34 protein-coding genes are annotated in these 17,007 nt (G+C 60.9%); 15 read left to right on the plus strand and 19 right to left on the minus strand.

Going from position 1 to position 17,007, the window contains the following annotated elements:
• Window positions 1–24 precede the first annotated feature (24 nt).
• The 19 genes from M3I54_RS22585 to M3I54_RS22675 all read right to left on the minus strand — a co-directional run bounded on the left by M3I54_RS22585 (window position 25) and on the right by M3I54_RS22675 (window position 10,748).
• Window positions 25–2,079: a portal protein gene (locus tag M3I54_RS22585; protein ID WP_254339968.1), complete on the minus strand. Its 2,055-nt coding sequence runs from the start codon at window positions 2,077–2,079 to the stop codon at window positions 25–27.
• A complete protein-coding gene (locus M3I54_RS22590; RefSeq protein ID WP_254339969.1) occupies window positions 2,076–3,314 on the minus strand; it encodes a PBSX family phage terminase large subunit in 1,239 nt (412 codons plus the stop codon). Before M3I54_RS22590 ends, M3I54_RS22585 begins: the two co-directional genes overlap by 4 nt.
• Window positions 3,311–3,676, minus strand: coding sequence for a DNA-packaging protein (locus M3I54_RS22595; RefSeq protein WP_254339971.1), 366 nt, complete (start codon window positions 3,674–3,676; stop codon window positions 3,311–3,313). The genes M3I54_RS22590 and M3I54_RS22595 overlap by 4 nt, the downstream gene beginning before the upstream one ends.
• Window positions 3,676–3,870, minus strand: coding sequence for a hypothetical protein (locus M3I54_RS22600; protein WP_254339973.1), 195 nt, complete (start codon window positions 3,868–3,870; stop codon window positions 3,676–3,678). Before M3I54_RS22600 ends, M3I54_RS22595 begins: the two co-directional genes overlap by 1 nt.
• Window positions 3,867–4,055, minus strand: coding sequence for a hypothetical protein (locus M3I54_RS22605; RefSeq protein WP_254339975.1), 189 nt, complete (start codon window positions 4,053–4,055; stop codon window positions 3,867–3,869). The genes M3I54_RS22600 and M3I54_RS22605 overlap by 4 nt, the downstream gene beginning before the upstream one ends.
• The gene (locus tag M3I54_RS22610) at window positions 4,052–4,357 is read right to left on the minus strand and encodes a hypothetical protein (RefSeq protein WP_254339977.1); all 306 of its coding nucleotides are present in this window, start codon (window positions 4,355–4,357) and stop codon (window positions 4,052–4,054) included. The genes M3I54_RS22605 and M3I54_RS22610 overlap by 4 nt, the downstream gene beginning before the upstream one ends.
• Window positions 4,354–4,500, minus strand: coding sequence for a hypothetical protein (locus M3I54_RS22615; RefSeq protein ID WP_254339979.1), 147 nt, complete (start codon window positions 4,498–4,500; stop codon window positions 4,354–4,356). The genes M3I54_RS22610 and M3I54_RS22615 overlap by 4 nt, the downstream gene beginning before the upstream one ends.
• Before the next feature lie 186 nt (window positions 4,501–4,686).
• A complete protein-coding gene (locus M3I54_RS22620; RefSeq protein ID WP_254339981.1) occupies window positions 4,687–5,103 on the minus strand; it encodes a hypothetical protein in 417 nt (138 codons plus the stop codon).
• Window positions 5,100–5,498 carry a hypothetical protein gene (locus tag M3I54_RS22625; RefSeq protein WP_254339983.1) on the minus strand — a complete coding sequence of 133 codons (399 nt, stop codon included), beginning with the start codon at window positions 5,496–5,498 and terminating at the stop codon, window positions 5,100–5,102. The genes M3I54_RS22620 and M3I54_RS22625 overlap by 4 nt, the downstream gene beginning before the upstream one ends.
• A gap of 21 nt (window positions 5,499–5,519) precedes the next feature.
• Window positions 5,520–6,194, minus strand: a complete 675-nt coding sequence (locus M3I54_RS22630) for a hypothetical protein (protein ID WP_254339985.1) — start codon at window positions 6,192–6,194, stop codon at window positions 5,520–5,522.
• 462 nt (window positions 6,195–6,656) lie between these two features.
• A complete protein-coding gene (locus M3I54_RS22635; RefSeq protein WP_254339987.1) occupies window positions 6,657–7,181 on the minus strand; it encodes a hypothetical protein in 525 nt (174 codons plus the stop codon).
• Window positions 7,178–7,429 (minus strand): hypothetical protein, encoded by a 252-nt coding sequence (locus M3I54_RS22640; RefSeq protein ID WP_254339989.1) that lies wholly within the window; start codon window positions 7,427–7,429, stop codon window positions 7,178–7,180. Before M3I54_RS22640 ends, M3I54_RS22635 begins: the two co-directional genes overlap by 4 nt.
• Window positions 7,430–7,593: 164 nt before the next feature.
• Window positions 7,594–8,055, minus strand: a complete 462-nt coding sequence (locus M3I54_RS22645; RefSeq protein WP_254339991.1) for a RusA family crossover junction endodeoxyribonuclease — start codon at window positions 8,053–8,055, stop codon at window positions 7,594–7,596.
• Window positions 8,049–8,237 (minus strand): hypothetical protein, encoded by a 189-nt coding sequence (locus M3I54_RS22650; protein WP_254339993.1) that lies wholly within the window; start codon window positions 8,235–8,237, stop codon window positions 8,049–8,051. The genes M3I54_RS22645 and M3I54_RS22650 overlap by 7 nt, the downstream gene beginning before the upstream one ends.
• A 35-nt stretch (window positions 8,238–8,272) precedes the next feature.
• A complete protein-coding gene (locus M3I54_RS22655; protein ID WP_254339996.1) occupies window positions 8,273–8,770 on the minus strand; it encodes a hypothetical protein in 498 nt (165 codons plus the stop codon).
• Window positions 8,767–9,735 (minus strand): hypothetical protein, encoded by a 969-nt coding sequence (locus M3I54_RS22660; protein WP_254339998.1) that lies wholly within the window; start codon window positions 9,733–9,735, stop codon window positions 8,767–8,769. Before M3I54_RS22660 ends, M3I54_RS22655 begins: the two co-directional genes overlap by 4 nt.
• Window positions 9,736–10,060: 325 nt before the next feature.
• Window positions 10,061–10,258 carry a hypothetical protein gene (locus M3I54_RS22665; protein WP_254340000.1) on the minus strand — a complete coding sequence of 66 codons (198 nt, stop codon included), beginning with the start codon at window positions 10,256–10,258 and terminating at the stop codon, window positions 10,061–10,063.
• Window positions 10,255–10,473, minus strand: a complete 219-nt coding sequence (locus M3I54_RS22670) for an antitoxin VapB family protein (protein WP_254340002.1) — start codon at window positions 10,471–10,473, stop codon at window positions 10,255–10,257. The genes M3I54_RS22665 and M3I54_RS22670 overlap by 4 nt, the downstream gene beginning before the upstream one ends.
• A gap of 50 nt (window positions 10,474–10,523) precedes the next feature.
• Entirely contained in the window at window positions 10,524–10,748 is a 225-nt protein-coding gene (locus M3I54_RS22675) for a helix-turn-helix domain-containing protein (RefSeq protein WP_254340004.1), read from the minus strand.
• 98 nt (window positions 10,749–10,846) lie between these two features.
• Between M3I54_RS22675 and M3I54_RS22680 the strand changes: the two genes are divergently transcribed.
• From M3I54_RS22680 to M3I54_RS22745, 15 genes are all read left to right on the plus strand, one after another.
• A complete protein-coding gene (locus tag M3I54_RS22680; RefSeq protein WP_254340006.1) occupies window positions 10,847–11,461 on the plus strand; it encodes a hypothetical protein in 615 nt (204 codons plus the stop codon).
• Window positions 11,436–11,609: a hypothetical protein gene (locus M3I54_RS22685; RefSeq protein WP_254340007.1), complete on the plus strand. Its 174-nt coding sequence runs from the start codon at window positions 11,436–11,438 to the stop codon at window positions 11,607–11,609. Before M3I54_RS22680 ends, M3I54_RS22685 begins: the two co-directional genes overlap by 26 nt.
• A gap of 130 nt (window positions 11,610–11,739) precedes the next feature.
• A complete protein-coding gene (locus M3I54_RS22690; protein ID WP_254340008.1) occupies window positions 11,740–11,925 on the plus strand; it encodes a hypothetical protein in 186 nt (61 codons plus the stop codon).
• A gap of 1 nt (window position 11,926) precedes the next feature.
• Window positions 11,927–12,103 (plus strand): hypothetical protein, encoded by a 177-nt coding sequence (locus M3I54_RS22695; protein WP_254340010.1) that lies wholly within the window; start codon window positions 11,927–11,929, stop codon window positions 12,101–12,103.
• Between the two features lies 1 nt (window position 12,104).
• A complete protein-coding gene (locus tag M3I54_RS44890) occupies window positions 12,105–12,233 on the plus strand; it encodes a hypothetical protein (protein WP_302059078.1) in 129 nt (42 codons plus the stop codon).
• Window positions 12,230–12,385: a hypothetical protein gene (locus M3I54_RS22700; RefSeq protein ID WP_254340012.1), complete on the plus strand. Its 156-nt coding sequence runs from the start codon at window positions 12,230–12,232 to the stop codon at window positions 12,383–12,385. Before M3I54_RS44890 ends, M3I54_RS22700 begins: the two co-directional genes overlap by 4 nt.
• A 2-nt stretch (window positions 12,386–12,387) precedes the next feature.
• Complete coding sequence (locus tag M3I54_RS22705; protein WP_254340013.1) at window positions 12,388–12,561, plus strand: hypothetical protein; 174 nt, start codon at window positions 12,388–12,390, stop codon at window positions 12,559–12,561.
• Window positions 12,558–12,701: a hypothetical protein gene (locus M3I54_RS45155; protein ID WP_254340014.1), complete on the plus strand. Its 144-nt coding sequence runs from the start codon at window positions 12,558–12,560 to the stop codon at window positions 12,699–12,701. The genes M3I54_RS22705 and M3I54_RS45155 overlap by 4 nt, the downstream gene beginning before the upstream one ends.
• A complete protein-coding gene (gene bet / locus M3I54_RS22715) occupies window positions 12,698–13,669 on the plus strand; it encodes a phage recombination protein Bet (RefSeq protein ID WP_254340017.1) in 972 nt (323 codons plus the stop codon). The genes M3I54_RS45155 and bet overlap by 4 nt, the downstream gene beginning before the upstream one ends.
• The gene (locus M3I54_RS22720; RefSeq protein ID WP_254340019.1) at window positions 13,669–14,286 is read left to right on the plus strand and encodes a PD-(D/E)XK nuclease family protein; all 618 of its coding nucleotides are present in this window, start codon (window positions 13,669–13,671) and stop codon (window positions 14,284–14,286) included. The genes bet and M3I54_RS22720 overlap by 1 nt, the downstream gene beginning before the upstream one ends.
• Window positions 14,243–15,049: a hypothetical protein gene (locus M3I54_RS22725; protein ID WP_254340021.1), complete on the plus strand. Its 807-nt coding sequence runs from the start codon at window positions 14,243–14,245 to the stop codon at window positions 15,047–15,049. Before M3I54_RS22720 ends, M3I54_RS22725 begins: the two co-directional genes overlap by 44 nt.
• 49 nt (window positions 15,050–15,098) lie before the next feature.
• Window positions 15,099–15,722: a 3'-5' exonuclease gene (locus M3I54_RS22730; RefSeq protein ID WP_254340023.1), complete on the plus strand. Its 624-nt coding sequence runs from the start codon at window positions 15,099–15,101 to the stop codon at window positions 15,720–15,722.
• 26 nt (window positions 15,723–15,748) lie between these two features.
• On the plus strand, window positions 15,749–15,913 hold the full coding sequence (locus M3I54_RS22735) for a hypothetical protein (protein ID WP_254340025.1): 165 nt from the start codon (window positions 15,749–15,751) through the stop codon (window positions 15,911–15,913).
• Window positions 15,913–16,104 (plus strand): hypothetical protein, encoded by a 192-nt coding sequence (locus M3I54_RS22740; RefSeq protein WP_254340027.1) that lies wholly within the window; start codon window positions 15,913–15,915, stop codon window positions 16,102–16,104. The genes M3I54_RS22735 and M3I54_RS22740 overlap by 1 nt, the downstream gene beginning before the upstream one ends.
• A gap of 9 nt (window positions 16,105–16,113) precedes the next feature.
• Window positions 16,114–17,007, plus strand: a complete 894-nt coding sequence (locus tag M3I54_RS22745; RefSeq protein WP_254340029.1) for a hypothetical protein — start codon at window positions 16,114–16,116, stop codon at window positions 17,005–17,007.

Raw genomic sequence — 17,007 nt, forward strand, 5'->3', positions numbered from 1 at the left:
GGGCGAGAGTGAAACGGGTACTGCCTATTCGGTGGCGGCCTTGTCTGCGCCTGCGTCGATGCGCGCCTCTTCCTTCTTCAGGTCGAGATGCGCGAGGATCAGCGCAATGCTGTCCTGCATCGATTGCATGGTGATCGCGGTCGCGTCGCGGCTGGCGATGTCATGACGCTTGGTCTGATCCGTGAGCGCCGTACGCTGATTCTCGCCGGCCTGCTTCATCTGCTCGGACGTAATGCGGTACTTGCGATCTAGCTCGGCTTGCTGAAGCGCGCTGCTCATCTGCTTGTTCTGCGCGACGAGATGCGCAATCAGCGACTTGGCCTGATCCGGCACATCATCGGGAATCTGCGATTCGACGCCTGCAATAGGATTGGCCGCGGCGAGGCGATCCGCAATCTGGTCCGCACCGGGCCAGTCGAACTGGCGCATCACGATGTCATCGGCGACCATCGCGACCTTCTCGCCCAGCGGCGTGGCCAGCATGCCGAGCATGTTGTCGGCCGCTTCCTCGCGCTTCGTGTCGTAGCCCGGGCCCACGTCCATCACGATGTCGTATTCGCCCATCGTGACGTCGTTGAGCACCTGCTGAATCGTGCCGGCCTCGTCGCGCTGCTTCTGGTTGATCGTGACGCTATCAGGCACACCGTCTTCGCCGATGATGCGAATCGTGCGCTGCGTGTCGTAGTAGTGCGGAACCCAGTCGAGGATCACCATGCCGGCATGCTTCATGGTGATGCAGAGATTGTCGTAGAAGTGGAAGTTCGACCGGTCTGACTGCTTCTGGCGTCGCTGCACCATCGTGCCGGAGGTTTCCTGCCCTTCTGCACCCAGAGCCGGATCGAACATACCGGCCACGGCCTTCATATCCTCGCTGGCGCCCATGGCGGCATTGACCTGCGCTTGGGGCATGCCTTGCGGTTGCAGACGCTCAGGCGGCGGCGCAGGCGTCACGCCATCGATCATGACGCCCTTGTACTTTAGGTGGGAGTAGCTGCGATTGTTCGCGTTGTCCCATTCTTCCTCGTGCCCCTCGATCTGACCTTCTTCGACCAGCCATGGAGCCTTTGGTGCGAGCGCGACGATTTCCGTCTCGGCGGTGCGCCAGAAGTTGTACATGCGCTGCGGATCCTGAAGACCGCGCACCATGCCGTAGCGAATCACCTTGCCGTCGATGTCGTATTCGGCACCGTAGACCGGGAAAACCGGAATCCAGCGGCCCGGCAACTCGCGCTGATCGAGGATCTCGAGCGCGGTCATCTTGTACCACATGAGCCGGCGGCGCACCGTGGCGCGTTCCTGGGCGACCGTCACGCCTGCGGCCTGCATCTCGTCGAGCTTGGCCTGTGACTTGAAAACGGTCTTCCCGTTGCTCAGCAGCCAGAGCGTGTCCTCGACCTTGTCGAGCTTGAAGTACTCAGCCACGCGAATTTCATCGCCATTGGCCCAGTCGTTCAACTCATCGCCAGCGCCCAGCGCCTTGAAATCCACCCACTTCGCCTTCGGGTACTTGCGCTGGAATTTCTTTTTGCGCATCCGGTCGGTGATGATGCACCACTCAGCGTCCGAGCCATCCAGTTCGACGCTCGCGGGATCGAAATAGACCGTGAAGCGATTGCGGATGCGATTGAAACAGATTTCCTGATCGAAGCTGTTCTCGCGCACATAGCGCGTGTTCAAGCGGAAGTATCCGAGGCCCGTGCGCACCTGCCAGTCAGCCGCGGTATCGTAGGCGGTGTCGGCCTTGCTCTTGACCTGAATGTGGCGGATGAGCCCAGCAATGACTTTTGCCTTCTGCTTGTCGGCACCATCCGAGATCGCATGCACCTGAATGCGCGGACGCTGCTCGCGCATGTTGTTCACGACCTGACGCACGAAACTGTCGGTCTTGTTGATCACGAGACACGGGCGATGCTCAAGCTCGCGCGCGCTCTGGATCATGTCTGGCCACTGATCGCCAGCGGCAAACTTCAGGTCGTTGAGCGCTTCCGAGCGATTTTCGGTTTCCGCCTCAACTGCTGTTTTGAGGTTGTCGTTGCATTCCTTGATGATCGGATTGCGCACTTCGGCTGATGTCTTCATGCCATCCATCCGCCTGCGCCTGCAAAGCGCCCAACGGGTTTCGCCTTGGGCGTGACAACGCGCTTGACGGCACGGCGCGCGCCTTCACACGCATAGCGCAGGGCATCAATCACGTGATTGTCCTTGTCATCGAGGATGGGAACGACCTTGTCGGTCATCGGATCGGTCTTGTAGCGATAGAGCGAAAGCTCATCGATTGTGTGCTGGCAACGCGGATGCACGACGATGTCGAAACTCTTCAGAAATTCGACACCCTCTTCGAGTGACTTCGCGCCCTTCACAGCTGGCACGATCTTCGGGAAACCATGCTTCTGCATATGGCTGATTGTCTCGGGACGTGCCGAATCGGCCGTAATAGGCCACTTCTCTGCCTCAGGCACGCTCATGAACAGTTCCGGCAGGTTCACGATCTCGCAGCCGACCTGATAGGCCTCGTGATCGATATAGAGCGCGTTGCCTTCCATCGAGCAGCGCACGAGCACGCTTGGATCGACCGAAAAGCCCCAGTCCGCACCCAGGCGAAAGATGGTCCCCGCCGGGCGCTCGAATTCCTCGATGCGCCAGTTGCGGAACACACGCGCCTCGCTCGATTGCTGATAGCCCCCGAGCCAGATGTGCACATATTTGTCGGGGTCGCGACGCTTGTCGTACTCCATTTCGGAGCGCAGCACGTCGGGAAACTTCGGGTTGTCCGCGAAGTTCGCCTCAATCACGCGCGAATCTGGCGGAGGATTCTCAGAGCGAAGGAGCGCATCGACAGGGTCAGTCTCGAAGCGCGGATTCCATGAGAACCAGAGTTGTGAGAGCGGCTTGCGGATCGTCGGGCGCAGCATGTCGAGCGACTTCTGGCTGAGCGTCTGCGCTTCTTCCACCCATGACGCGTCGAAGCCTTCGAGCGACTTGATGGACTCGGCGGTATGGTTCTGCATGCCCTGGAAGATGATCAGGCCGCCGTGAATGCTCTTGATCTTCGCGTCCTGCACATCGAAGTAGTAGCCCGCATTCATCGATTCGATCTTCGCTTCGAGAAGTTTCTTGACCGACTGATCCAGCGACTTCTGGTTTTCGCGCACACAGACGAGATCGAACTTCTCCATCACCGATCGTTCAATCGCCAGCTCGCCGAAGAAGTGAGATTTTCCCGAACCCCGGCCGCCGTGCGCGCCCAGATAGCGAAGGCCGTCATCGAGCAGCGGCGCGAACACGCGCGGCGTCTCGATCACGATCTCGTTCACTTTTTCTCAGGTTCTTTCGGGTCGATGATGCGGCGCGTGACAGTCTCGATCTTGCCGCTCAGATTGGCGTTGATATCCGCCTTGTCGCGCCATCCCATCTTGTTCTTGGACCACCAGATGATGGCGGTCACGTCGCCCTGGATGCAGCGATTGAAGAGTGCGCCGACCACGCGCGCGTTGGCATGCTTCGATCCTTCGTTGAGCGCTGCGGCGAATGCCGGATGGTCACGCTTCCAGTTCTTGATCGTGCGCCCGGTCACACCGAGCAGCGGCCCGATCTCTTCCTGCGTCGCGCCCAGCAGCGAGTAATTCCGCGCCAGCTCGATGAACTCTTCGCGGAATGCTGTCGGGCGTCCAGCCATCACTGCACCTCAGCCAGAAACCGCTTGTGGATGCCGCCGCACAGGCCCGTATCCAGCACTTCGGCATCGACGAAATCTGCCTCGAAATCATCCGTTTCCTGGTTGTAGCCGTGAGCTGCCTGCAGGATTCGCACGCGCTTCCCATCGTTCGGGCTCGTCGGGTGGCAGATCACCATGATGTCGCCGGCTTTCATCGAACTGCCCCAAAACAGCCGCTGATCGAGTACTGCCAGCCGCGGTTGCCGATGCGCACAATAAGCGGCATGCGATAGCTCAACGCGCGCACGTGGGCAGCCATATGCTCTGCACCCTGCATTGCATCGAGATGCGAGCGCAGTGCGGCGGTGAGCGCCTTGTCGAGCGCGCTGACGGGCTTCATTCGAACACCCCACACACGTCCGCTTCCTGCATGAGCAGATAGCGTTGGTTCTCGTCGTCGTAGCATTCCTTGTGCAGGAACTCGCCGAACACGATGCGCTGGCCCGGCTCAACTGTCATCGGGCGGCGGTGACCGTCGCGGCCACGCTTGCCTGGTCCCACTGCCACGATCGTCCCGGTTCCGCCGAGCTGGCGCTTGCTCTCGATGTTCTGGCCGACTTTCACCAAGATGCCGCAATCGGTGATGTCCTCGCGGATCGCGTCAGGCAGCACGAGAATGCGGTCGTCAGTGGGCTGGATCATCTGCGGGCTTCCTTGCGCTTCATGGCGGCGCGCTTCTCGGAATAGGCGATGGCGACGGCCTGCTTCTGGGGCTTGCCAGCAGCCATCTCAGTTTTCACGTTCTTGCCGAACGCGTTCTTCGCGAGCGACTTGAGCAGCGGCATGGCAGGCTCCGGAATAAAAAAGCCCCCGACGCCGGAAAGCGAACGGGGGACAGGAAACGCGACTCTCATCGCGTGGAGACACGGGCAGAAAAGCAAAAAGCCCGCGCGGCTTTCACCGAACGGGCTTTTCTCTGGACGAACGCCGTCCAAACTGGTTTCGAAAGATATAGAAGATTTTTCGGAATGTCAAGATTTCGTTGAAACTAGCAATGAAGATGAAGACCTAGGCCAGAACATCAGAAAAAGCTCACGCTCATCTTCATCCAGCGAATGAATGACTTTCTCTCCCGACTCGTCCTCCATGAGATCGCTGGTTAGCTGCCTCCGGATTTCGGCCGCCCTCTCGCAGGCCTCGTTGCGCCTGACAATTGCCGCGGTTGAAGAATTTTGCTTCGGCGTTCCCTTTTTAATGTTGCCGATAGCATATGGGCCGGCGTCAGCGATGCGCTGCATCTGAAGGTTGCATTCGCCGGTCCCGCGACGCTCGATGTCTGCACCCCACCATTCAAGCCATTGTTCGAAGGTCAGTTCCCAACCAATCCCGCGGCGGGCAGCTCCGTGACGCTGTGTATTGAAGGCGACCCGATATTTTGCGAGGCTCATACTAATTCCTTGCAGGCGGACTTTTCGAGCAGCCCAGCCGCAACCATCATCGGGCAGAGAATCGCCTTGGCCCGGTCGTATTCCTCCTGCAGGCTGAATCCGTCGCCCAATCTCACGCTGCTCCAGACCTGTGCCCCACTCTCGAAATTGCGCATCATCGCATTGACGGCCACCCGGGCGCGCAGGTCCAGCTTCTGGATCAGCGGTTCGAGCACGCGCCCGGTAGCCTTCTTCAATGCCCACTCCACCTCCGCGTCGAGATCGTCGAATTCCATCCATTGCCGGCTGCTGCGGAATTGCGCCGTGGTGCTGTCGAATGCCTGGTAGTCGGTGCCCGGGTTGTATCCTTGGCTCCACGTGTACCAGTCAAGCAGCAGTTCGTCGATGCGGTCCATGGTTTCCCCGTTCGGTTTGCTTTAGAGCAGCTTCTCGATCTCGTCCATCGCCCCATGAATCACCGCCACGCTGCCCTGTTCGAAGCCCATAGCGCTCAGATGCGAGCGGATGGTCTGCAGGTGCTCACGGATGGCGGAAGCGTTGGGAACCAGCGTGGCGGCGACGGGCGACGCACTCGGTGCAGACGATTCCGAGGCGCTTGCGGAGGAGCTTTCCGCAGCCGACGCAGCGGCGTTTGGGAGGTCACCTTCGACGATGATCGGCGGCGCTTCACCACCCGCATCGATAGCAGCGATATCGCCAGCGGTGGGTGCAGCGTTTGGGGCTTCAGCCTGCGGGGCGCCAGCCGTAGATGTGGTCAAGCCTGACTCGGGTGTTGTCGTATTGCCCTCCGACAGGGAGGCAGATGCAGAGGCCGATTGGTCCGCAGCATTCGTTGCAGCAGGCGAGCTCGATTGGCCCGAGACCTCCGTCGCGGCGATCGGTGTATCTGCGCCAGTGGCTGCCGCGGCCACAGACGCATTGGCGTTTCCCTCGTTGGCCGCCTCCGGATGGATGAAGTGGTCCAGCTTCGCTTCGAGGTCGTGAATCGTGGCCTCGGCCTTCTGCAAGAGGCTCGGCTCGCTGCTGCTCGGCGCAGCGTCTGCCGCGAGGTTTGCCGCTGCTGCGGCGATGGGGTCTTGCTCGTTGCTCATGGTTTTCTCCGTGGATATGAGCCGGTGGGATTAAAGGGCGAGGCGCATGCGCGCATCAGCGAGTGCAATGCAAATTCGATTCACGCGATGTCGCGCTGCACGGACTGCCTCAAGCGCAGGCGGCAACAAGTCGGCGTTCTCCCGCGTCCCGTCGCCGCATGGCGAACATGAATGACTGACGCTCGATACGGCGGTCTGAAATGCTTCGGACTCGGCTTCGAGCGAACCGAGCGCGGCATGAAGCTCGCAAAGCTCGACTTCGAGGCTGGGCGATGGTGCCGGCGGTACCTGCATCGATTGCTGCGACGCTGCGATCTGCTTTGCGATCTCTTGATCGCCAATCATCATGGGGCGAACACTTTGGTTGAGGTTGTGCATATCCACTTTCTCCGATTGATTTGCGTGCCTGCCCGGGGTCTTACGCGCTACGTCCGCTGCCCCAAAGCACCTGCCCTCGCTGCGTTATTCGAATGCCGCTATGCGGTCGCCGAGGATAGTGGAATAGGACTCCATGGCGACCGCTTGCGCACGGAGACGCCCGCGCTCCAGTTCGGCGAGTCCGTTGAAGATCTCCGTCCCGAAGAAGGCGGTCAGCGCCGAGAGCCGTTCGTCGAGGTGAGTCTTTTCGACGATCACACGCTGTTGATGCGGGGCACGTTGCGGCGCCGGCGACGTATAGGCCGCGAGATTCGTATCCATGGCCTTCGCTTCTGCCGCCTCCGTCTTCGCCGCCTGCCCCTTCTGAAACGGCATCCACTCGGCGTAAGGCATCTCGCCATCCGGCGCCTTGTCGTCGTCCTGCAGCAGCGGCACGTTGACGAAGGCGTGATGCTTGCCGAGCGCATCGAAGACGCTGAGGTTGACGCTACGCGGCCCGTGCACGTAGCACACGATCGCCGCGAGCGGCTGCTTGAGATCCGTCTGCACGTTGCGCAGATTCTTTCCGGGCCTGAACCAGACGACGCGGCCAATGCTGGGTTCGATCACGATTGCTCCTGGTTGTTTTCGCGCCAGGCAATGAAGGGCCTGCGCACGAGGGTTTCGAGACGGTGGGCCGCCTCGGAATTGGTTGCGAGTTCACGGCGCGATTGCACGCCACAGGCATCGCGAATGAACTGGGCGGCCGCGTCTGCGTCAATGGCGCGCGGGGGCACCGAGTACTGCGAGACCCATGCGTGAAAGTCGGCGCGGCGCGCGAGTGCGCCGGCGAGCTGGAGGGGCGTGAGGTGGCTCATTTCCACCAGTCTCCCTTGATGACCTTCATGGGCTTGACTATGAATCGCTCAGCCGCCTTAGCACGCGCATCGCGCTTCCAGTCATGCGGAAAGTCGATGAACGCCGCTGACGGCGGATGCTCGCCGAGGATCGCGCAGCGGCACACCCATCCCGAAGAAGTCGCTCACGCCGCCACCTCATCGAAAAGCGCGGGCTGCGCCGCCGACTTCACGGCAGCCACCTCGCGAATCGTCACCACCACCCGAGCTTCACCATCCGGCTCGCAACGCCGCGCGCTGTCCGACCATATCCACTTGTCGTCGACGATGGCGATGCCCTTGAGCGCGTCGTAGAGGACTTTCCGCGCATTGTCGATATCCAAACACTGCACGCCGTCATCCCAGTTCTCGCCGAGCTTGCGCTTGCGCGACTCCCAGTCCTGCGGACGCTTCGGGTACAGGTCGATGTGCACGGCCACGCGCCCTTCGATCGGGCTCGTGACGCCAACACCGCGAAGGATGAAGCCGACGTCGCGCTTGTACGCCTTCGCCTCGCTGCTCGGCGCGGTCATCGTGCGGCCGTTCAGCGGGAAGGATTTCCAATAGCGGTTGGCACTTATCGGATACGGTAGCGTGACGGTCAGCACGACTTTCCTCCCGTCATCGGCCGCTTCTTCGCATCGCGCTCGATCTGCGTGCGAAGGCGCGCGTCGCGCGGCGATTCCTTCGGCGCTGCAGGCTTCGCGTCGTGCTGCTCGCGGATGGCCTTGGCCTGGTCTCGCAGCGGGTTCTCGGTGCGCTGATCCGCGCGCGTGGTGGTGGCGTTCATGATGTGGATCCTGTTTTGGGCGGGAAGAATTTGGGTCACTGCGCGATCTCGGTGTAATGCGTCATGGCGTGCGTCGGGCCAATGACTGGCGCAGTCGGCGGCGTTATGCCCGGCAATTCCATCGGCCGCCCAACCTCCCCGCACCGCGTTTCCATCTCCAACTCAATGCGCGCAAGCCACATCTTCACAACCGGCTTCATTCCCGGAGGACAAGGCGGCGATGGGGGCGTGTCTTTCCCGTCGGCGTTGAAAAGCATGTCGAGCCGATTGGCTTCGCGCAGGCGCTTCTGGATGCGCTTGAATGCGTCCGCCCATGAATCGCGGCCGTAGTGCATGCGGATATCGACAGCCGATTGGCCAAGCGGGCGAAGCTCGTGGAGCAGCAAATGCGTGATTTCGCTGAAGTCGCCGGAGTCCGCGCGGTAATGGCAGAAGCAAGCCCATTCGCTTCCACGACCGAGCGAGCCGAAGATCGGACAACCGGACACGAAGCATTTTCCCCACGTATCGCCCGGATTCATTTCTACGCTCATGCTGCTGCTCCCTGCCGCTCAAGGCGGCGAATCTCTTCGAAAACGGCGTCCTTGAGCTGGTCGTAGCCCCACCCTGCCCGGGCTTTCACGCCCAATTCGTCGGCCTTGCGCTTGATTCCCGCATCGGTGCGATGCCAGTCGTCACGCTTTGGCTTGAGCTGTACCGGCTGCGGGTTGAGCAGATCAGGGACGACCGTTGCGAGGTAGTTCGGACCGAGATGCTTGCCGTTGAGGCTGGCTCTGGCCTTGGAGATCGCAGCATCGAGAATCTCGTTCGTCACCCGTGCGTCATCGCCCCATCCAGCGATGTACGGGTTCACGCTGTTGGCACCGACCACCCCGCGCTGTCGCAGGTACACGGCAATTTCGATTGCTCTCGAAACGGAAGTAGAGCCGTCCGGATTTTCTTCGCCCGCATTGGTATGAACTACCGACGACTCCACTGAAGGGGATCCGGAATCCGGAATCAGAGAATCAGAGAATCCGGAATCCGGAATCAGCCCGGCTTGACCCCCTTGGCAAGTCTCATCTTCAACTTCCATTCCTGGGCTTGTCTCAGGCTCGCCTTGGGCTTCTATGTAATCCAAACCATCAGTAGCCCCAGGCTTTGATGAGTTGCCAAGGGGTGTAAGCCCAGGGCTTTTAGGTGGTGGAATGTCGCTTTCGGCTTCCCGATGGTGCGGATTCTGATGCTTGGAGAATGTCATGATCTGGATAAACTTGCGGCCTTCGACCTCATATATCTCGATGAAACCCCACCGCTGAAGCTCATCCAGCAAGGGTTCAGCGGCTTGCTGGTCGAAACGAAGCAACTCGCCCTTGATCTTTTTCGGACGATATTCGAGACGGCCTTCGCGGTCCGCCATCATCCAGAGGCCGGGGAAAATGTAGCGAGCCCAGACCGAGCATTCAGCAAGGTCTTCGTTCGTGTAGAAGCCGGGTTTGATATTGCGTGCGCGTGCCATGTCAGATCGCTTTCCTCGCGCGCTGGCGAGACGGCCACATCAATCCGCAGCGTCGCGCCTTGCGACGCACACCCAGGAGCGAATGGCGGGTGAAGAGTTTGCTCAGATCGGCGTCGCTGTGCCCACGGGGCACCTCGCGCACGAGCGTCGCAACTTCGGTTGTAGTCCAGCGGCTCAATGCAATCTCCACGCGCCGTAGAAGGCGCACGGAATCAGCAGAACCATGCCGACGATCAGAATGTCCGCAGCGCTCATAGAACCCTCCAGCCGCCGAACCACAGTTGCAGGAGCACATAAAAATATGTGTCGATGAACAGTTCCATCGTTACTCCCCTTCATGCATCCCAGATTGGCCCTGCATGGGCAGCATCCTGGCCGCGTAATTCAGTCCGAAAGAGAGCACGCGTACGCAATACGCAATGAAATCCGGTGCCGCCACCTCTAGATCTCTAGCGCGCTGCTCGATACTCTCCGCTTCCCCGTCTGTGAGGTCGACCACGTACCGCTTTTTCGTATCGGTCATGCGTGTGCTCGTGGCCCTGTATTTCCCTGATTGCCGCTTACTGCCGATCGCGACGCCGGCACTATTCCGCACAGCAGCATCTCAAGCAGTCGGGCGATGGCTTGCGAGTCGCTCTCGATGAAGTTGAGTTGCTTGAATTCCTGCAGGCGTTCGTAGACCTCGTCTCGGACGCGGGTCTTGATCTCGTTTCGGTATTCGGCACGTGGGCGGCCCATATGCGGACTCCAGGGGATCGGTGGTTTTTTTAGACTGCGTTCGGTTCGGTTTAAGCCGCTTCAGCGCTCTCGCGGGGCTTGAACATTTCAGCCAGCTCACGCGGCGTGACCAGCCCTTCGGTAAGGACTTCGATCTGGATGGCTTGCTCGAGCATCACGCGCGTCACGCCGCGGTTCCACTGGCTGACCAGCGTTTGCGATACAGGCGGGTTCAGAAGAGCGCCGAAGACCCCTTGGGACATCTTCTTTGCAGTCAGGTATTCGTCGAGTCGCATGGGAGGCCTCATTTAGCAGCACTGCTCTTATTGTACGCAAGCAGCAGAGCTTTTCAAGCACTTCCCATACATAAAAGTCCTGCTCCTAGAATCCAGACATGAAAAAGACAATCCAACGGCACGAGCTAACGGCCGAAGAACAGCAGGAAGTCGCGCGCTTGCGGGCGGCGTGGGAGTCATTCAAAGCGAATAATCCTGGTGCCACCCAGGAGTGGCTGGGAGCCGAAGCAAAGATCGGCGGCCAGAGCGCTGTGGGCCAATACCTGCGCGGCGTGCTGGCGCTGAATTTCGCCACGCTGATGAAGTTATGCGCCGTGCTTAAGGTGTCCCCCAGCTCGATCAGCCCCCGGCTCGTGGAGGAGAATCTGGGCGACCACGCACTAGATGACGACCTGTTCGTGCGCACGACACGCGCTTCTGGACGCTTGGAAAAGCGGACCTCCAAATCAGCGATCAGCGGCCAAGATCGGCCTCTTTCTTCAGAAGCGGCTGAATTGATTCGGTGTGTCGCGCGCCTGGATAGAGATTCAGATTCCGTAAGGAAAAACTTTAAACTTGTAACAGCGCTGCTTCTGCTTGCAGTCCGGCCTAACGAATCCCAAGATATGCGAACGGCAGAGGAACTGATTGGCGATGCGGAGCGTGCGGCCACCGAGATCCTCACCGGCATACGACATGAGGGCCTCGATGAATACCACCGAAAAAATCGTTGAGCTGGACAAGTACCGCGCCCGGGGACACATACGGCGCCTGCGCGCAAACGCGATCCCTACGACGGCCCCGGAGCCGCCAGAGCGCACCGTGAAAGAGATGGCGCATCACCTTTTGAAAGCTTTGGAGTGTGCGAAACGCCTTCTTTGATCTCAGGACTTTCCCGACCACCCCGCTTTCGCGGGGATTTTTTTCACCATCTTTAGAAGCACTGCTCTTGACAATAGCAGCAGCGCTGCTACTATTACCTCAACACGTCACCTGACGCAGCGAGGCAAACATGCATACCCTCTCATCCCGGATCGCCGACGAGGTTGCTTACTTCGCCGAGCCCGATGTCGAACCGACGCGCCGCGTGTACCGCGCACGCTGCCCGGAGTGCCGCCTCAGCTTCGGCTGCGCGCCGGGCTGCCCGAACGAAGAGATCGAAGCCGACGAAACCGCGCTGCGTGCGCTGGAGCACTGAAATGGACATCCGCCTGGAACACATCGTCACTGCGATCAAGGCTCTAAAGGCTGCCGAGGCGATCCTGACCGAGGACGACTATGGCGCACGCAGCCGCGCTGTTACCGAGTGCCTGATCGCTCGTGCGCGTCTTGAGGCTGCTATCGGTGATGTGTCGATCACCGTTCTGGAGCACTGACATGGACCGCCTCAGCTATTCAATCGTGATCCTGAGCAACGCGTACCTCTGCTACGTCTGGGTGCCCTGGAAGAACAAGAGCGTTTATCTCGGCGCCGTCGATCTCATGCGCGACGTGTGCCTGCTGTGATCGATTCCACCTACACCGCTTCGGATTTCAAGATGGCTCTCGTGATTCGCACGGCGCTGTGCGTACTGTTCGGCGTGTTCTTCGCCGCGGCCGTGCTGTGCAGTTTTCTTGAGCAGCCGTTGATCGATGTCCTGTTTCCGTTCTGGAGATGAGCATGTTTGACGCCTTTACCGAGCAACGCCAGCAGAAGCTGCGCGAGTGGTCCGACTACGTGGATAGCCGCGAGGAACGCCTGGAGCGCGCGAAGGAAGCGCTCGGCGAGAACTATCTGCTGCATCCGTCGAATCGCGTGCAGCGCCGCGCAGTGCCGTACGGAAGTGTGAAGTGAAACGCCTCAACACCTACTTCGACTCGCATCCAGTCAGGGCAATGATCGCCGGCTGGGTCGTGCTCTTCGCGGTTGTCCTGACGTCTGCCGCGATCGAAGCGGATTTCCACCCTCAACACACGCACAGGAGTGCAACGTGAGCACAGCAGTCACCACCCAACGGACGAGCCTCGTCGCGAAGTTCGCCGACAAGTTCTCGATCGAGCCCGCGAAGCTCATGTCGACGCTCAAGTCGACGGCGTTCAAGCAGAACGGTAACAACGAAGTCACCGACGAACAGATGGCCGCGCTCCTGATCGTCGCCGACCAGTACGGCCTGAACCCGTTCACCAAGGAGATCTACGCGTTCCCCGACAAGGGCGGCATTGTGCCCGTGATCGGCGTGGATGGTTGGGCGCGCATCGTGAATGAGCACCCCATGTGCGACGGCTTCGAGTTCTCGTACGCCGAAGAAGTCACGGAGTTCTCCAGCAAGAAGGTGCCGCTCTGGATGGAAATCCGCGTCTACCGCAAGGACCGTCAGCGCCCGGTGGTTGTCCGGGAGTACTTCGATGAGGTCGTGCGCCGGAACATGCAGCCCTGGCAGTCGCACCCGAATCGCATGCTGCGCCACAAGACGTTCGTCCAGGGCGCACGGCTCGCGTTTGGCTTCGCCGGCGTGTTCGATGAGGACGAAGCACAGCGCGTCGTCGAGCGTGACATGGGCGCGGCGCAGGAAGTGCCGCAGCCGCAGTCGCGCAGCCAGCGCCCCGCGGCGCCCGCGCTCGAGAACGTCGACGACGATGGCGTGATCAATACGCAGAACACGCAACGCCAGGCCGAGCCGGTGCAACAAAACGCCGAGCCTACGCAACGCACGCGCCGTGCTGCACCCGCGCCGCGTCAACAGCAGTCAGCAGAGCGCGAGCCCGGCTCAGATGACGAAGGTGCCGCGCAGGCCGGCGAGCCCGTCAGCGAAAGCGTGATGCGCATCCTCAAGACGAAGATGGAACAGGCTGCGCTCGGCGAGGCAGACCTTCGCAAGCAGTTCGGTTTCGGCTTCGAGGGCGTGACGAAGGCGAACTACAACGATCTCGTCAGCTGGACCGAAGACCCGGTGGACGCGTAATGAGCGAGCTGCTTTTCGATCCGGTCGAGCACGCCTACACGGTCAATGGAAAGCGGTTGCCGAGCGTGACGCAGATCCTCGCCCCGCTCGTCGACTACTCCATGGTGCCGCGTGACGTGCTCGAACGTGCGCAGAAGCTCGGCACGGCCGTGCACCGCATGACGGAACTGTACGACCTTGACGATCTGGACATGGATTGTCTTGCCGACGAGCTCGTGCCGTACCTCACGGCTTGGATCAAGTTCCGCGCGGAAAGCGGCTTCGTGCCCGAGACGATCGAAAAGCGGCTCTATCACCCGTCGCTGCGCTTCGCAGGTACGCCGGACCGCTCGGGCCTGATCAACGGCCGGCGCGCGGTGATCGACATCAAGAAGATGCTGACGCTCGGGCCTGTGATCGGCCTGCAGCTCGCTGCGTACAGCGAACTCTTCGCGAAAAACGGCACGCAGATCGAGGACCGCTACGGACTCGGGCTGCGCGCAGATGGCACCTACCGGCTGGTGCCATTCAAAGACAAAGGCGACTGGCCGGTGTTCCTGTCGCTTCTCACTATCCGCAACTGGAAGGACAAAAATGGACAAGCAACCGCTGGTGAATCTGCAAGTGCAACGGCCTGAAGACGCACTGTTCAAGGGCGCCGAGCGCGCGCTCGCGAGCGCGAAGGTCTTCACCGTCGACTGCCCCGAAGTGCGCGATCTGGCCGTGCAGGACCTCACGAAGATCAAGGGCCTGCAGAAGGATCTCGACACGAAGCGCAAAAGCATCACGCAGCCGATCGATGCCGCCAAGAAGGCCGTGATGGATCTGTTCCGCGCGCCCACTGATTACCTCGATCAGGCCGAGGCACTCCTCAAGAAGGCGATCCAGGGCTACGACCGCGAGGAAGAGCGCAAGCGCATCGCCGAGCAGGCTCGCCTCGAGGAAGCCGCACGGCAGGAGCGCGCACAACTGGCAGCCGAAGCCGCAGCGCGTGAAGCAGCCGCGCAGGCCGAAGCACAGGCGATGCAGCAACAGGCCGAGAAGGCAGCCGCAGCAGGCGACGTCGAAACAGCCGCGCGCCTGAACGCCGAGGCAGAGAGCCGCGTCGAGCAGGGCGTGGCCGAAGCCGTGACACTGCAGCAGACCGCGACGCTCATCACCGCGCCCGTGGTCATGCCGATCGCGCAGACGAAGGGTGTTTCCACGCGCAAGGTCTGGAAGGCCGAGATCAGCGACAAGCTCGCGCTCATTCAGTACATCGCCGCGCACCCGGAATACATCGGACTGCTCGACGCCAACATGCCGGCCATCAACAAGATCGCCCTGGCGCTGAAGAAGAACTGCCCGCTCGCCGGCGTGCGCGTGTTCGAAGACGACGTCCTCGCCGCGCGCGCCGCGTAACTGCATGCCATCACCACACCAGCCGTCCAAACCTATTGCCGAGAGTTATATGAAACCGATCCTTTTCTACGATACCGAGACGACGGGTCTGCCGCTTTGGAACGAGCCGTCTGAGTCGCCGGACCAGCCGCACATTACGCAGCTCGCCGCCGAACTGTGCGACGTCGACAGCGGACGCGTGCTGGGCTTCATGGACATGCTCATCAAGCCGGAAGGCTGGACGATCCCCGCGGAGCTCGAGGAGCTCATCGGAATCACGAACGATCTCGCCGAGCGCTTCGGGCATCCGATCGAGGAAGCCATGCGCGCGTTCATTCGCCTATGGAGCATGTCGGATCTGCGCTGTGGGCACAACGAATCGTTCGACGCGCGCATGGTGCGTATCGAGCTCTTCCGGCTCTCTCCCGAGCAGGAGAACGAGATTCACGGTGCATGGAAAGCTGCACCGGCATTCTGCACGCAGGGCAACAGCGTGAAGATCATCAACCTGCCCCCCACCGAAAAGATGATCAAGGCTGGTCGCCGTCACGCGAAGTCGCCGAACCTTGGCGAGGCCTTCGAGTTCTTTACGGGCACGAAGCTCGAAGGCGCCCACAACGCAGCGGTCGATCTGGCGGCGTGCAAGGCGGTGTACTTCGGCATCGCGGCTCACCGGGCGCAGGCAGCGGCATGACGATCGACTGCCCACTCCGATGCGCCTTGAAGCGCATCGCGCCGCACCTCGAAACGCTGGACCCGATTGACCGCGAGCAGCTGCGCCCGGCTGTTCGCGCTGTCGAGAACGACGTCGAGGTGATCCACATTCCAGATCGCGTCGTCGCGCGTATCCGCGATATCGCGGCACGCATGCCGAAGGTGTCGTAATGCCCCGCCACTACTCCACCAGCAACATGGTCGAGCGCTTGGTCGGCCTGCTCGACACCACCGACCTCAACGAGTTCGAACACGGCTTCGTCGAGAGCATGCAGCGCCGTCTCAACGAGGGGACGCTGACGGGCATCAGCGATCGTCAGGTCGAAGTCCTCGAAAACGTCTTCAACAAGCATTTCGCGTAAGGAGCGGACATGTATATCGAAATCAAGGAAGTGATGGCGAAGATCACCTCGGTGACTCCCATCATGGAGAAGCACGGCAAGAAAAAGAAACGCCCGGCGCATTCGATCATCTTCGAGTTTGCGATGCCCAACACGGTGCTCGACGCGATGGACGGAAACGGCCTGCGCGAGGCGTTCTATCGCAAGCCGAAGTCCGCGAGCGTGGACCCAAAGTCTGGCCAATCCAAGCTCGACGTGAGCAACGTCGCCGACGGCATCTCGCAACTGAAGTTCTCATGGTGGCAGCAGTGGATCGATATCCCTGGCGAACTCACGGGCTGGAATCTCACGCTGCATACCGGCAACACGGAGCGCAGTCACATTGTGCTTGACGAGGCGAAGGTAAGTTCGTTCGCGACGCTGCCCAAGGACCTTGGCATCGCGCTCGTCAAATGCAAGGCGATCGTGCACCCGACCGCGCACGAGAAAGGGAAGATCGACGAGCTGCTGCAGACGGAAGTGAAGATATCGATCCTGCCGCCGGATACGCAGCAAGCCGAGCTTCCTGGCACCACGACCGACCAAGTCGCAGACGGCGACGACGAGGAAGAGGCCGAAGAGGGAAACGAGGCTGCCGCCACTGCGGAGGCTTTCTCTGGTTCGGATGCTACTGCGAGCGATGCGAGCGAAACGGCGACCCTCGGCGAGCCGCCAAAGGTTGATCCGTTCGCCGGTACCGAGCTTGCAAGAGGCGCGGTCAACAGCGACGCCAAGGTGACAACGAAGAAGTCGCGCAGCGTTGGGCCCGAAGGCGAGCAGGATTCGCGCAAGGGCGTTGCGTGGCCCTTCCCCGGCGACAGGAACGCCGGAATGTATACGCCGAATGGCGAGCCGAAGAACACCGAGGCCGAAACGGCCGAGTAA

The sequence above is a fragment of the Paraburkholderia sp. CNPSo 3274 genome (genome assembly GCF_024206475.1).
Classification (GTDB): Bacteria; Pseudomonadota; Gammaproteobacteria; order Burkholderiales; family Burkholderiaceae; genus Paraburkholderia.

Coding starts and splice junctions, on each gene's coding strand:
- M3I54_RS22585 (WP_254339968.1), bottom strand. CDS start 2,079: ATGAAGACATCAGCCGAAGTGCGCAATCCGATCATCAAGGAATGCAAC.
- M3I54_RS22595 (WP_254339971.1), bottom strand. CDS start 3,676: ATGGCTGGACGCCCGACAGCATTCCGCGAAGAGTTCATCGAGCTGGCG.
- M3I54_RS22600 (WP_254339973.1), bottom strand. CDS start 3,870: ATGAAAGCCGGCGACATCATGGTGATCTGCCACCCGACGAGCCCGAAC.
- M3I54_RS22605 (WP_254339975.1), bottom strand. CDS start 4,055: ATGAAGCCCGTCAGCGCGCTCGACAAGGCGCTCACCGCCGCACTGCGC.
- M3I54_RS22610 (WP_254339977.1), bottom strand. CDS start 4,357: ATGATCCAGCCCACTGACGACCGCATTCTCGTGCTGCCTGACGCGATC.
- M3I54_RS22615 (WP_254339979.1), bottom strand. CDS start 4,500: ATGCCGCTGCTCAAGTCGCTCGCGAAGAACGCGTTCGGCAAGAACGTG.
- M3I54_RS22620 (WP_254339981.1), bottom strand. CDS start 5,103: ATGAGCCTCGCAAAATATCGGGTCGCCTTCAATACACAGCGTCACGGA.
- M3I54_RS22625 (WP_254339983.1), bottom strand. CDS start 5,498: ATGGACCGCATCGACGAACTGCTGCTTGACTGGTACACGTGGAGCCAA.
- M3I54_RS22630 (WP_254339985.1), bottom strand. CDS start 6,194: ATGAGCAACGAGCAAGACCCCATCGCCGCAGCAGCGGCAAACCTCGCG.
- M3I54_RS22640 (WP_254339989.1), bottom strand. CDS start 7,429: ATGAGCCACCTCACGCCCCTCCAGCTCGCCGGCGCACTCGCGCGCCGC.
- M3I54_RS22650 (WP_254339993.1), bottom strand. CDS start 8,237: ATGAACGCCACCACCACGCGCGCGGATCAGCGCACCGAGAACCCGCTG.
- M3I54_RS22655 (WP_254339996.1), bottom strand. CDS start 8,770: ATGAGCGTAGAAATGAATCCGGGCGATACGTGGGGAAAATGCTTCGTG.
- M3I54_RS22660 (WP_254339998.1), bottom strand. CDS start 9,735: ATGGCACGCGCACGCAATATCAAACCCGGCTTCTACACGAACGAAGAC.
- M3I54_RS22665 (WP_254340000.1), bottom strand. CDS start 10,258: ATGACCGATACGAAAAAGCGGTACGTGGTCGACCTCACAGACGGGGAA.
- M3I54_RS22670 (WP_254340002.1), bottom strand. CDS start 10,473: ATGGGCCGCCCACGTGCCGAATACCGAAACGAGATCAAGACCCGCGTC.
- M3I54_RS22675 (WP_254340004.1), bottom strand. CDS start 10,748: ATGCGACTCGACGAATACCTGACTGCAAAGAAGATGTCCCAAGGGGTC.
- M3I54_RS22680 (WP_254340006.1), top strand. CDS start 10,847: ATGAAAAAGACAATCCAACGGCACGAGCTAACGGCCGAAGAACAGCAG.
- M3I54_RS22685 (WP_254340007.1), top strand. CDS start 11,436: ATGAATACCACCGAAAAAATCGTTGAGCTGGACAAGTACCGCGCCCGG.
- M3I54_RS22690 (WP_254340008.1), top strand. CDS start 11,740: ATGCATACCCTCTCATCCCGGATCGCCGACGAGGTTGCTTACTTCGCC.
- M3I54_RS22695 (WP_254340010.1), top strand. CDS start 11,927: ATGGACATCCGCCTGGAACACATCGTCACTGCGATCAAGGCTCTAAAG.
- M3I54_RS44890 (WP_302059078.1), top strand. CDS start 12,105: ATGGACCGCCTCAGCTATTCAATCGTGATCCTGAGCAACGCGTACCTC.
- M3I54_RS22705 (WP_254340013.1), top strand. CDS start 12,388: ATGTTTGACGCCTTTACCGAGCAACGCCAGCAGAAGCTGCGCGAGTGG.
- M3I54_RS22720 (WP_254340019.1), top strand. CDS start 13,669: ATGAGCGAGCTGCTTTTCGATCCGGTCGAGCACGCCTACACGGTCAAT.
- M3I54_RS22725 (WP_254340021.1), top strand. CDS start 14,243: ATGGACAAGCAACCGCTGGTGAATCTGCAAGTGCAACGGCCTGAAGAC.
- M3I54_RS22730 (WP_254340023.1), top strand. CDS start 15,099: ATGAAACCGATCCTTTTCTACGATACCGAGACGACGGGTCTGCCGCTT.
- M3I54_RS22740 (WP_254340027.1), top strand. CDS start 15,913: ATGCCCCGCCACTACTCCACCAGCAACATGGTCGAGCGCTTGGTCGGC.
- M3I54_RS22745 (WP_254340029.1), top strand. CDS start 16,114: ATGTATATCGAAATCAAGGAAGTGATGGCGAAGATCACCTCGGTGACT.